This is a genomic window from Escherichia sp. MOD1-EC6098 (genome assembly GCF_002965865.1).
Classification (GTDB): Bacteria; Pseudomonadota; Gammaproteobacteria; order Enterobacterales; family Enterobacteriaceae; genus Escherichia; species Escherichia marmotae.
This window is the reverse complement of sequence record NZ_PTSN01000004.1, coordinates 20,763-33,768: the sequence shown is the minus strand read 5'-3', so window position 1 is coordinate 33,768 and position 13,006 is coordinate 20,763. Positions and strand designations below refer to the sequence as shown.

The window sequence follows — 13,006 nt, the reverse complement described above, 5'->3', positions numbered from 1 at the left end:
ATTTGTTTATGAAGAAATATTGGTTTTTGTTTCTACTGGCTTTGCCATTTTGGGGGCAGGCTAAATGTACTATCAACGGAAATTCTACTGCCATACAGGGCGTAAATTTAGACCTAACAACGGGAAATGGGACGGTTACATTTTCTCCTAATCTGACGGGGGAATTCACATGTAATTCGACTCAAGATAAGGTAAATGTGCTTAAGACATTGGATAATTATGTTGTAGAGATAAAAGAAAATCAAAACAACAATCAATCAATTTATATTAAGTTTAATCTTGATGTCGGAGATGGATTTCCTGTTGATACGGGAGGCAGGAAGACTTATTCAGTTAACGATACTATTAATAATAAAAGCATAGCATTAACAGCTTCATATATAAAATCGCCTGACAGTAATGCGAATGTTCAAACAGTATATTCTAATTCATTCATCTTGAATGCTCCTGCGGTTGTCTTTCCATTTGAAAATGGTTCAGCAACTAATTTTTGCTATCAAAACATTATCTTTTATTTTATATGTTATGTGAGCAATAGGTTACCAACAGATGCTGCTTATCAACAGAATTTAAATGTTAATATAACAAAACACAAACCTACAACCTGTAGTTTCTCGCAACCGACTTACGAAATAAGAATGCCAGAAACAACGATAAGTGAGATGCAATCTGCCAATAACACAAAATCAGGTTCTATAGATCTGGTTTTAAATTGTGACAGTGTTTATAACGTCACGACTAATCCAGTGACTTTTAAAGTTGCGCGCGGTGAATGGGATGATAGTGGAACCATTCTGAAAAACACATCGCTTAATGGTGCTAAGGGGGTTGGGTTCCAGATTTATAATGGTAACGCAACGACACCGTTAAAGTTGGGTGATACCCTGATGAACAAATTAACTAAAATGGCGGCCATTGAGAATCAGTACACCTTCCCGATTACCGCGAAATATGTCCGCGTGAATGAGGAAGCACTACAGCCAGGAGAAGTCCAAAGCAAAGCCATATTTGCCGTATCCTACGACTAGTGGGTATAGTAATCAGCCACTGATTTTCACGTACTTTCGAAGAGGAAGTACGTGTTTTTTATTTAAGGCGCATTAATGCGAAAAAAAAGCCCGTACTTTCGTACGAGCTCTTCTTAAAATATGGCGGTGAGGCGGGGATTCGAACCCCGGATACGTTGCCGTATACACACTTTCCAGGCGTGCTCCTTCAGCCACTCGGACACCTCACCAAATTTTTGCTGCCTTACCACATGGGGGGCAACGGGGCGCTACTATAGGGAGTTGGAGCAAAACGGTCAAGAAGAATTTATTTAGATTGATTTGTTTGGTTACGCAATGAACACACGATTCATTCGCCCGAGATTATGGTCGTATGCGTTCTGATCAATTGTTTATCAAAAGCTACGAGGGAAATATGAGAGTGAAGAAATACCAATCGACCCATTTTTTAGAGTGACATGTAACTCATTGATTTTGTTTATTACTATTTTGACGTCTCGAAAAAGGGTATGAACCTGTGATTTTGTGATTTTTAACAGTAAATCAATCGGATAGTCTGCTATTATTTCAGTTCACTGCCGCACAGGCAGCTTAGAAAAATTTTGCCCAGCGTTCAGCATAGCGGCGCTAGTTCACTGCCGCACAGGCAGCTTAGAAAGCTGGCAGTGATAAGTCTGTATATAAAGTTAAGTTCACTGCCGCACAGGCAGCTTAGAAAGATCCGTGGGAACGCGCCGCCGCAGGTATTACGTTCACTGCCGCACAGGCAGCTTAGAAAAAGTAGTTTCAGCGGGATCAATAAAACACACTGTTCACTGCCGCACAGGCAGCTTAGAAAACGGAGAACATTTTCGCCTGGTTGTCCGTAATGTTCACTGCCGTACAGGCAGTTTTTAAAATCCATACCCCAATATTTATTTTCTTCCTTAATCCCGGGCGCAAAAAAGGCCGGTTAAACCGACCTTTTACTCGTTCTTTCTCTTCGCCCGTCAGGCGGCAAAACAATCAGCGACTACGGAAGACAATGCGGCCTTTGCTCAGGTCGTACGGGGTCAGTTCAACAGTCACTTTGTCGCCCGTCAGGATGCGGATGTAGTTTTTGCGCATTTTACCGGAGATGTGTGCAGTAACCACGTGACCGTTTTCTAACTCTACGCGGAACATGGTGTTAGGTAACGTTTCAAGAACAGTACCTTGCATTTCAATATTGTCTTCTTTGGCCATCTAATCCTCTGGGGTATCACTACCGTAATTTGAACCGGCAAGATAATGCCGAAGTTCTGTAAATAAGTAAAGATTTGCGCGCTAAATCGCAACAAACAGGTTTGGCACATAACTCCGAAAACACACGGCTAAGCCGCACCAAAAGCGCAACGTATAAGGGAACGGTGAGATAAACGATGGGCGTTACCTGACGCGAAAAATTCCTTATCGGCAGCGGAGTAATGAGCGTAACCAACTCTGCGAGCGCAATTATAACACTCTGGAGAGAAATGTGCCGAAAACATTCATTTCTGTGGCGAAAACAATTGCCGCGGCACCCAGAAATTATTCGGTAATCGTTCCGGGCGCATTTGATTGAGGTAATTGAGGTAATCCCGCCGGGGAATTTCGCAGGCTCCAAGCGAAGCCGTGTGATCATTAAGCACCTGGCAGTCGATCATTTTGCCGCCATGACGGATAAATTCTTCGCAGAAGATCATGAGCGCCGTTTTGGACGCATTTTCCATCCGGCTGAACATCGATTCGCCACAAAATAGCGTTCCCTGCGCTACGCCATATATGCCGCCGACAAGCTCGTCTTCATGCCAGACTTCAATGGAGTGGGCATGACCCAGCTCGTGTAAGCGGTGGTAGGCTTCAATCACATCGCGCGTAATCCAGGTTCCTTCTTCGCGATCGCTGGCACAGCCTTCAATGACCTGACCAAAGGCATGATTCATCGTGACACGGTAAAGCGAGCGTTTATGAAATCGTTTCATACTGCGACTGATGTGCAGTGATTCCGGCCATAATACTGCGCGTGGATCCGGCGACCACCAGAGAATGGGGTCGCCAGGAGAAAACCATGGGAAAATACCACGCTGATAAGCCATTAACAGGCGCGCGGGGCTAAGATCGCCCCCCAGCGCCAGCAGGCCGTTAGGCTCACGTAATGCGCCTTCCGGAGAAGGGAAGGCTATTGAATGGCGAGAAAGCTGAACCAGGCGCATGACCGCAAAACTCCACTACGCAAGTCGGATCGTTCAATAATAGCTTACAAACCCTGCTTAAACTGGTAATAACGCCCCTGTCTGGCAAGCAGTTCTGCGTGAGTACCTTGCTCAATAATTTGCCCGTTGTCCATCACTATTATTTGCTGGAAATGAGAGAGTCCGCGAAGTCGGTGAGTGACCATTAACACCGTTTTCTCACGCATCATTTCTGCAAGTAATTCAAGGATCTGACTTTCTGTTGTGGCATCTAAACCTTCGGTAGGTTCGTCCAGCAATACCAGCGGCGCATTGTGCAATAGTGCGCGGGCGATAGCCAGACGGCGCAGTTCACCACCAGAGAGTTGACGTCCGCCTTCACCTAACCAACTGTTGAGTCCTGCATCTTCGAGCAATTTCTCCAGACCGACGCGGCGCAAGATCTCCGCCAGAGCCTCATCACTACTGCCAGGCGAAGCGAGTAATAGATTATCTCGCAGCGTGGCGCTAAACAGATGCACACGCTGCGGCACAACGCTGATGGTCTGGCGCAGAGTCGCTTCGTTCAGGCTGGCAATGGGGCTACCGTTAAGCAGAATCTCGCCTTGTTGTGGATCCCATGCGCGAGTCAGCAGTTGTAACAGAGTTGATTTGCCGCATCCGGTTCGCCCGAGAATCGCAATATGTTCTCCGGCGTTTGCCTGAAGGGAAATCCCTTTAAGCGCTTGTTGTGATTGTTCCGGATAAGTGAACTGAACATCACGTAATGTCAGGGATACCTGATCGGCAACACTGGATTGGGTATCAGGAAAGGTAACTTCCGGCTTTTGGTCCGTTAAGTCAGTGATTCGCACGGCAGAGGCAATCACTTGCCCCAGATGCTGAAATGCGCCAGTCACCGGAGTCAGCGCTTCAAATGCAGCTAACGCGCAGAAGACAAACAGCGCAATTAACGCGCCAGGCTGATTATTACTACCAACGCCACCGGAGGCCATCCATAGCATCAGGATCACCGCCAGCGCGCCAATCAGCAGCATAATCGCTTGTGATAACGCGGTCAGTTCGGACTGGCGGCGTTGCGCTTCCAGCCACTGAATTTCGGTATTCTCTAACTGCGTGCGATAACGATCGCTGGCGCCAAAAATGGTCAGCTCGGCTTGCCCTTGCAGCCATGCGGTTAATTGTTGGCGATACTGACCGCGAAGGTGAGTCAGATTTTGCCCAGTGCTCTTTCCGGCGCGATAAAACAGCGGAGGCATCAGGAACAACGTCAGCAACATAATGCCGCCCAGCGTAAAGGCGAGGGTGAAATCAAGGAAGCTTAACCCGACGGTCACCACCATAATCACCACAAAAGCGCCTACCAGCGGCGAAATAACGCGCAGATAAAGATGGTCGAGCGTATCAACATCCGCCACGACACGGTTGAGTAATTCACCCTGGCGATAGCGGGCCAGCCCGGCAGGGGAGAGTGGCAATAGTTTGCTGAAGGTGTAAATGCGCAGATGCTGCAATACGCGGAAAGTCGCGTCATGACTCACCAGTCGTTCAAAATAGCGACCGGCGGTACGGGTGATTGCCGCGCCACGCACACCTGCGGCGGGCAGCATATAGTTAAAACTATACAGGCCTGCGACACCGGCTACAGCCGATGCGGAGAGGAACCAGCCGGAAAGTGTTAACAGACCGATACTGGCGAGCAGAGTAATAATCGCCAGCACAATACCGAGGCTTAACATCCACTTATGGCGTTTATACAGTGCCAGATAGGGTAGCAAAGCGCGCATTTAAATCTCCTCCTGACGATGGGCCAGTAATGTGGCGAAAGGACCGTTAGCCACGCTTAACTCCGCATAACGTCCTTGCTCGACAATCTGACCATCCTGCATTACCCAAATGGCATCCCAGTCAGCAAGATCTTCTAACTGGTGGGTGACCATTAACGTAGTCTGGCGCAGTGAGGCGGCATTCAGTGCTTCCATCACGCGCTGCTCGCTGTGAGCATCAAGGCTGGCAGCGGGTTCATCCAACAGTAATAGCGAGCAGGGATTTAGTAACGCACGAGCCACCGCCACGCGTTGCGCCTGACCCACGGAAAGGCGGGCTGCCTGGTCGCCAACAGGCGTATCAACACCTTGTGGCAGGAGCGGTAGAAACTCACTGACCCACGCGTTATCCAGTGCTGTTTGTAACTCTTGTTCGCTGGCATCAGGTCGCGCTAGCAGTACGTTATCCCGTAGTGTTGCCGCCGGTAATTGCGGATTCTGCCCAACCCAGGAGAGATGTTTGCGCCACGATTCCGGTGATAAATTGCTCAATTCTATGCCGTTGACTCGTAGCGATCCCTGATAGGAAAGAAAACCGGAAAGCGCATTCAATAGTGAGCTTTTACCTGAACCGCTACGACCAACTAACACCGCACGTTGGCCTGCTGGCAGAGTAAAATTCAGCGGGCCGACCAGCGTTTTACCTTCTGGTGAAGTGATAAACAGATCCTCGGCTTCAATGGTCACCGGATCGTTAGACGCTAACTCCGCCTCACCGCGTTGTGGATGAGCGAGTGGGGTTTCCATAAACGTTTTCAGGCTGTCGGCTGCGCCAACCGCCTGGGCTTTAGCATGATAAAACGTACCGAGATCGCGTAATGGCTGGAAAAACTCTGGCGCAAGGATGAGTGCGAGAAAACCCGCAGCCAGCGTCACCCCAGTATCGTAGTGACCAAAATCCAGCTCACCGAGGTAGGAGAAACCAAAGTAGACCGCTACCAGAGCAATTGACAGCGAGGTGAAGAATTCCAGAATGCCGGAGGATAAAAATGCCAGTCGCAGCACCTCCATCGTCCGTTGACGGAAATCTTCCGAAGCAGAACGAATGCTTTCAATTTCGGCTTCACCACGACCAAAAATACGCAGTGTTTCCATGCCGCGCAGGCGATCGAGGAAATGTCCACTTAAGCGAGCAAGCGCGAGAAAGTTACGTCGGTTCGCATCGGCTGCGCCCATCCCAACCAAAGCCATAAATAACGGGATTAATGGAGCGGTGCCCAGCAGAATGAGCGCCGCAGCCCAGTTAGAAGGGAAGATCGCGACCACAATCAGTAGCGGCACTGATACCGCCAGCGCCATTTGCGGCAGGTAGCGAGCATAGTAATCATGCATATCGTCAATTTGCTCAAGTACCAGCGTCGCCCAACTCCCGGCTGGCTTGCCCTGAATCCATGCAGGCCCTGCTTGTTGCAGGCGGTCGAGAACCTGGCGGCGAATGGCAAAACGGATATGCTGCCCGGCGTGATAACCCACCCGTTCGCGTAACCAGACCACCCATGCGCGCAGCACAAAGGTCAGTACCAGTAAAGTAAAGGGAAGCAGCAGGGCTTCGCGGGGAATATTCTCCATAATCACATGTTGCAGAATACGCGCCATGCACCAGGCCTGGGCAATTATTAATATGCCGCTCACAAAGCCCAGCAGACGAGAAATATTCAGCCAACGTTGGGAGATGACGCTTTGCTGTTTTAACCAGCGGGTTAACTCTTTTTGACGGGATTTATTCATTGCACGCTTAGCAGGTGAGTTATCAGAATTTTTTGCAGGGCAATGTTACAACGGGGAAATAATAAAGGCGACCCATAGTCGCATGGAGTCGCCTTTTTTACTTTTGTTACTGATATGTAAAATTATTTTTCGCCGTATAAACCGTCGAGGTAGCGTTCAGCATCAAGTGCCGCCATGCAACCTGTACCAGCAGAAGTAATGGCCTGGCGATAAATGTGATCCATTACATCACCTGCGGCAAACACGCCCGGGATACTGGTCTGGGTGGCATTGCCATGAATACCCGACTGTACTTTGATGTAGCCGTTTTCCAGTTCCAGTTGCCCTTCAAAAATGGCGGTGTTCGGACTGTGGCCGATAGCAACAAACAGGCCAGCAACGTCGAGTGATTCGATGTTATCGCTGTTTTGCGTATCGCGCAGACGAACGCCTGTGACGCCCATCTGATCGCCAGTCACTTCTTCCAGCGTGCGGTTGGTGTGCAGAATGATGTTGCCGTTCTCCACTTTATCCATCAGACGCTTAATGAGGATTTTTTCTGCGCGGAAACTATCGCGGCGGTGGATCAAATGTACTTCGGAAGCGATGTTAGACAGATACAGCGCCTCTTCAACCGCAGTATTGCCGCCGCCGATAACCGCTACTTTTTGGTTACGATAGAAGAATCCATCGCAAGTCGCACAGGCAGAGACACCACGACCTTTAAAAGCCTCTTCAGAGGGCAGGCCGAGATAGCGTGCAGAAGCCCCGGTGGCAATAATCAGCGCATCGCAAGTGTATTCGCCGCTGTCGCCAGTCAGGCGAAACGGACGATTCTGCAAATCCACTTTGTTGATGTGATCAAAGATGATTTCAGTTTCAAATTTGGTGGCATGTTCATGCATGCGCTCCATTAACAACGGTCCGGTCAGATCGTTTGCATCGCCTGGCCAGTTTTCCACTTCCGTGGTGGTGGTCAGTTGGCCGCCTTTTTCCATGCCGGTGATCAGCACCGGTTGCAGGTTGGCGCGTGCCGCGTAGACAGCAGCGGTATAGCCCGCCGGGCCTGAACCCAGGATAAGCAGTTTACTGTGTTTGGTCGTGCCCATGAGATCCCCATAGTTGTTGGCAGACAATAGGCAGGATTGTAGGGAATTTACAGGCGTAAAAAAAGAGTATGACGATTTTGTTAACGATTTGTGCAATCGTCAAAAGCGATAAGCGTGTCAAATTCTTCTGTCATTATCACCTCTGCTACTTAATTTTTCCGGTTTATAAGCCGATTAAATGATGATTAAACGCGACTGTTAATGAATATCTGGCATGTTGTACTAAAAAACGATGTTTTGCTTTGACAATCACCTGGCGTTTTGCGAAAACATTCGAGGAAGAAAAAAACAGTATTCTTATATGCGCATAATCATGCATGTAAATACCATGTTTACCGTGCTAGTGAAATCTACGCATGGCGTGGACAGACGCCATTCGTGATGTCGATAGCTGCCACAAGGCAACGGTCTTCTCACCGTAGACCCAGGCATTGCGCGCCGTGAATCTTAATGATTTCGGTCTATCGTGACGGGTAGCGACTCTGGACAGTGATGTTTTCAGGGTCAGACAGGAGTAGGGAAGGAATACAGAGAGACAATAATAATGGTAGATAGCAAGAAGCGCCCTGGCAAAGATCTCGACCGTATCGATCGTAACATTCTTAATGAGTTGCAAAAGGATGGGCGTATTTCTAACGTCGAGCTTTCTAAACGTGTGGGACTTTCCCCAACGCCGTGCCTTGAGCGTGTGCGTCGGCTGGAAAGACAAGGGTTTATTCAGGGCTATACGGCGCTGTTGAACCCGCATTATCTGGATGCATCACTTCTGGTATTCGTTGAGATTACTCTGAATCGTGGCGCTCCGGATGTGTTTGAACAATTCAATACCGCTGTACAAAAACTTGAAGAAATTCAGGAGTGTCATTTAGTATCTGGTGATTTCGACTACCTGTTGAAAACACGCGTGCCGGATATGTCAGCTTATCGTAAGCTGTTGGGGGAAACTCTGCTGCGTCTGCCTGGCGTCAATGACACACGGACATACGTTGTTATGGAAGAAGTCAAGCAGAGTAATCGTCTGGTTATTAAGACGCGCTAACACGGAACAGGTGCAAAATCGGCGTATTTTGATTACACTCCTGTTAATCCATACAGCAACAGTACTGGGGTAACCTGGTACTGTTGTCCGTTTTAGCATCGGGCAGGAAAAGCCTGTAACCTGGAGAGCCTTTCTTGAGCCAGGAATACACTGAAGACAAAGAAGTCACATTGACAAAGTTAAGCAGCGGGCGCCGACTTCTGGAGGCGTTGCTGATTCTTATTGTTCTGTTTGCCGTCTGGTTGATGGCAGCTTTATTAAGCTTTAATCCTTCGGATCCCAGTTGGTCACAAACGGCCTGGCATGAGCCTATCCATAATTTAGGTGGGGCACCTGGCGCATGGCTGGCCGATACCCTGTTCTTCATTTTCGGCGTCATGGCTTACACCATCCCCGTCATTATCATCGGTGGCTGTTGGTTTGCCTGGCGTCAGCAGGCCAGCGACGAATACATTGATTATTTTGCCGTCTCGCTGCGCATTATTGGTGTGCTGGCGATCATTCTTACTTCCTGTGGTCTGGCGGCGATCAATGCTGACGATATCTGGTATTTTGCCTCCGGTGGCGTAATCGGGAGTTTATTAAGCACTACGCTGCAGCCACTGTTACACAGTAGTGGGGGAACGATTGCGCTGCTTTGCGTCTGGGCGGCAGGCCTGACGCTGTTTACCGGTTGGTCCTGGGTGACTATTGCCGAAAAACTGGGCGGCTGGATTTTAAACATTCTCACATTTGCCAGTAACCGTACTCGTCGCGACGATACCTGGGTTGATGAAGATGAGTATGAAGACGACGAAGAGTATGAAGATGAGAGTCACGGCAAACAACATGAGTCGCGCCGTGCCCGGATCCTTCGTGGCGCATTAGCGCGTCGTAAACGTCTGGCCGAAAAATTCATTAATCCGATGGGGCGGAAAACTGACGCTGCGTTGTTCTCCGGCAAGCGGATGGATGATGAAGAAGAAATTACCTACACGGCGCGCGGTGTCGCCGCCGATCCTGATGACGTCCTCTTTTCGGGCAATCGTGCAACGCAGCCAGAATATGACGAATACGATCCGTTATTAAATGGTGCGCCGATTACCGAACCTGTAGCTGCTGCAGCGGCTGCGACCACTGTGACACAAAGCTGGGTTGCGCCGGTTGAACCGGTAACCCAGACACCACCATCTGCACCTGTTGATATTTCACCAACACAGCCCACAGTGGCCTGGCAACCTGTTCCTGGACCGCAAGCGGGTGAACCGATAATTGCACCTGTATCCGAAGGTTACCCGCAGCAACCGCAATATGTGCAGCCTGCGGTGCAATATAACGAATCGCTGCAACAACCGGCGCAGCCTCAGCAGCCATATTATGCGCCTGCGCCGGAACAACCGGTGGTTGGTAACACCTGGCAAGCTGAAGAATCGCAATCCACTTTTGCTCCACAACCTACTTACCAGCCGGGGCAAACTTATCAGCAGCCGACCGTTCAAGAGCCGTTGTATCAACAGCCACAACCTGTTGAACAGCAGCCTGTCGTTGAACCGGAACCTGTTGTTGAAGAGACAAAGCCTGCACGTCCGCCACTTTACTATTTTGAAGAAGTGGAAGAGAAGCGTGCGCGTGAACGTGAGCAACTTGCGGCCTGGTATCAACCGATTCCTGAACCGGTTAAAGAACCAGAACCGGTCAAGCCTGTTTTGGCACGACCAGGTGTTGCAGCAGTGCCGCCGGTAGAATCCGCAGCCGCAGTCTCACCGCTGGCATCTGGCGTGAAGAAAGCGACCCTGGCAACGGGAGCCGCAGCGACGGTGGCTGCACCTGTCTTCAGCCTGTCAAATAGCGGTGGACCGCGCCCGCAAGTGAAAGAGGGTATTGGCCCTCAGTTGCCAAGGCCGAAGCGTATTCGTGTTCCGACGCGTCGTGAACTGGCGTCATACGGTATTAAGCTGCCCTCACAGCGTGCAGCGGAAGAGAAGGCACGTGAAGCGCAGCGCAACCAGTACGATTCTGCCGGGCAGTATAACGATGATGAAATAGATGCAATGCAGCAGGATGAACTGGCTCGTCAGTTCGCCCAGACGCAGCAGCAACGCTATGGTGAACAGTATCAGCATGATGTGCCAGTTAACCCGGAAGATGAAATAGATGCCGCTGCAGAGGCAGAACTGGCTCGTCAGTTCGTCCAGACACAGCAGCAACGTTATTCCGGTGAACAACCTGCGGGGGCGAATCCGTTCTCGCTGGATGATTTTGAATTTTCACCGATGAAAGCATTAGTGGATGATGGTCCACACGAGCCGCTGTTTACGCCAATTGTTGAACCTGTTCAGCAGCCGCAACAACCGGTCGCGCCGCAGCCGCAATATCAGCAGCCGCAACAACCGGTCGCGCCGCAGCCGCAGTATCAACAGCCGCAACAACCGGTCGCGCCGCAGCCGCAGTATCAACAGCCGCAACAACCGGTCGCGCCGCAGCCGCAATATCAGCAGCCGCAACAACCGGTCGCGCCGCAGCCGCAGTATCAACAGCCGCAGCAACCAGTCGTGCCGCAGCCGCAGGATACCCTGCTTCATCCGCTGTTAATGCGCAATGGCGACAGTCGTCCGTTGCACAAGCCGACAACGCCGTTGCCATCGCTGGATTTGTTGACGCCGCCGCCGAGCGAAGTGGAGCCAGTAGATACCTTTGCGCTCGAACAAATGGCACGTCTGGTGGAGGCGCGCCTGGCTGATTTCCGCATTAAAGCCGATGTTGTTAACTACTCACCAGGGCCAGTTATCACTCGCTTTGAACTGAACCTGGCACCGGGTGTAAAAGCCGCGCGTATTTCTAACTTGTCACGTGACCTTGCCCGTTCGTTATCAACAGTGGCAGTCCGTGTAGTTGAAGTAATCCCAGGTAAACCTTATGTAGGTCTGGAATTACCGAATAAAAAACGCCAGACCGTTTATTTGCGCGAAGTGCTGGATAACGCCAGGTTCCGTGATAATCCATCACCGTTGACGATTGTATTGGGTAAAGATATTGCCGGTGAGCCGGTGGTTGCCGATCTGGCGAAAATGCCGCACTTATTGGTTGCGGGGACTACCGGTTCCGGTAAGTCTGTCGGTGTGAACGCTATGATCCTGAGTATGCTCTATAAAGCGCAGCCGGAAGATGTGCGTTTCATCATGATCGACCCGAAAATGCTGGAGCTTTCGGTTTATGAAGGTATCCCGCATCTGTTAACGGAAGTCGTTACCGACATGAAAGATGCAGCGAATGCTCTGCGCTGGTGTGTCAACGAGATGGAACGTCGTTATAAGCTGATGTCGGCACTGGGTGTGCGTAACCTGGCAGGTTATAACGAAAAAATTGCTGAAGCTGATCGTATGATGCGGCCAATTCCAGATCCGTACTGGAAGCCGGGCGATAGTATGGATGCACAGCATCCGGTGCTGAAAAAAGAGCCGTATATCGTGGTGCTGGTGGACGAATTTGCAGACCTGATGATGACGGTGGGTAAAAAAGTGGAAGAGCTGATTGCACGTCTGGCGCAAAAAGCCCGTGCCGCGGGTATCCACCTCGTACTGGCAACGCAACGTCCTTCGGTTGATGTTATTACTGGTCTGATTAAAGCGAACATTCCGACCCGTATCGCCTTCACGGTATCCAGCAAGATCGACTCACGTACCATTCTTGATCAGGCTGGCGCAGAATCGCTACTGGGAATGGGGGATATGCTCTACTCCGGGCCTAACTCCACCATGCCAGTACGTGTTCACGGTGCCTTTGTTCGCGATCAGGAAGTACATGCGGTGGTGCAGGACTGGAAAGCCCGTGGTCGTCCGCAGTATGTTGACGGCATCACTTCCGACAGCGAAAGTGAAGGTGGTGCGGGTGGTTTTGACGGTGCTGAAGAGCTGGATCCGTTGTTCGATCAGGCGGTGGCGTTTGTCACTGAAAAACGCAAAGCGTCTATTTCCGGTGTTCAGCGTCAGTTCCGCATCGGTTACAACCGTGCCGCACGCATCGTAGAACAGATGGAAGCGCAGGGGATCGTCAGCGAACAGGGTCACAACGGTAATCGTGAAGTGCTGGCCCCACCGCCATTTGACTAATTGGTGAATCGTAGGCCGGATAAGACGTGATAACGTTG

The 13,006-nt window shown here is 50.4% G+C and carries 8 protein-coding genes, 1 tRNA gene and 1 CRISPR repeat array; of the genes, 3 read left to right on the top strand and 6 right to left on the bottom strand.

Annotated elements, in window-relative coordinates:
• The first annotated feature begins 8 nt into the window (after positions 1-8).
• Complete coding sequence (locus C0K55_RS06095) at positions 9-1,028, top strand: fimbrial protein (protein ID WP_061090898.1); 1,020 nt, start codon at positions 9-11, stop codon at positions 1,026-1,028.
• A gap of 121 nt (positions 1,029-1,149) precedes the next feature.
• On the opposite strand, the gene C0K55_RS06090 is transcribed toward C0K55_RS06095, so the two are convergent.
• The 6 genes from C0K55_RS06090 to trxB form a co-directional block, all read right to left on the bottom strand.
• Positions 1,150-1,237 (bottom strand) — tRNA-Ser (locus C0K55_RS06090).
• 340 nt (positions 1,238-1,577) lie between these two features.
• Positions 1,578-1,905: direct repeats of the CRISPR family, unit length 28 nt; unit sequence GTTCACTGCCGCACAGGCAGCTTAGAAA.
• A gap of 107 nt (positions 1,906-2,012) precedes the next feature.
• The gene (gene infA / locus C0K55_RS06085; RefSeq protein WP_001040187.1) at positions 2,013-2,231 is read right to left on the bottom strand and encodes a translation initiation factor IF-1; all 219 of its coding nucleotides are present in this window, start codon (positions 2,229-2,231) and stop codon (positions 2,013-2,015) included.
• A gap of 284 nt (positions 2,232-2,515) precedes the next feature.
• Positions 2,516-3,220: a leucyl/phenylalanyl-tRNA--protein transferase gene (aat, locus tag C0K55_RS06080; protein ID WP_061090897.1), complete on the bottom strand. Its 705-nt coding sequence runs from the start codon at positions 3,218-3,220 to the stop codon at positions 2,516-2,518.
• Between the two features lie 44 nt (positions 3,221-3,264).
• On the bottom strand, positions 3,265-4,986 hold the full coding sequence (cydC, locus tag C0K55_RS06075) for a heme ABC transporter ATP-binding protein/permease CydC (RefSeq protein WP_001202150.1): 1,722 nt from the start codon (positions 4,984-4,986) through the stop codon (positions 3,265-3,267).
• Positions 4,987-6,753 carry a heme ABC transporter permease/ATP-binding protein CydD gene (cydD, locus tag C0K55_RS06070; protein ID WP_105266790.1) on the bottom strand — a complete coding sequence of 589 codons (1,767 nt, stop codon included), beginning with the start codon at positions 6,751-6,753 and terminating at the stop codon, positions 4,987-4,989.
• 122 nt (positions 6,754-6,875) lie between these two features.
• Entirely contained in the window at positions 6,876-7,841 is a 966-nt protein-coding gene (gene trxB, locus C0K55_RS06065; protein WP_000537399.1) for a thioredoxin-disulfide reductase, read from the bottom strand.
• A 544-nt stretch (positions 7,842-8,385) separates the two neighbouring features.
• On the opposite strand from trxB, the gene lrp reads away from it, so the two are divergent.
• Positions 8,386-8,880 carry a leucine-responsive transcriptional regulator Lrp gene (lrp, locus tag C0K55_RS06055; RefSeq protein ID WP_000228473.1) on the top strand — a complete coding sequence of 165 codons (495 nt, stop codon included), beginning with the start codon at positions 8,386-8,388 and terminating at the stop codon, positions 8,878-8,880.
• 134 nt (positions 8,881-9,014) lie between these two features.
• Positions 9,015-12,968, top strand: a complete 3,954-nt coding sequence (ftsK, locus tag C0K55_RS06050; RefSeq protein WP_105283163.1) for a DNA translocase FtsK — start codon at positions 9,015-9,017, stop codon at positions 12,966-12,968.
• Positions 12,969-13,006: the final 38 nt, after the last annotated feature.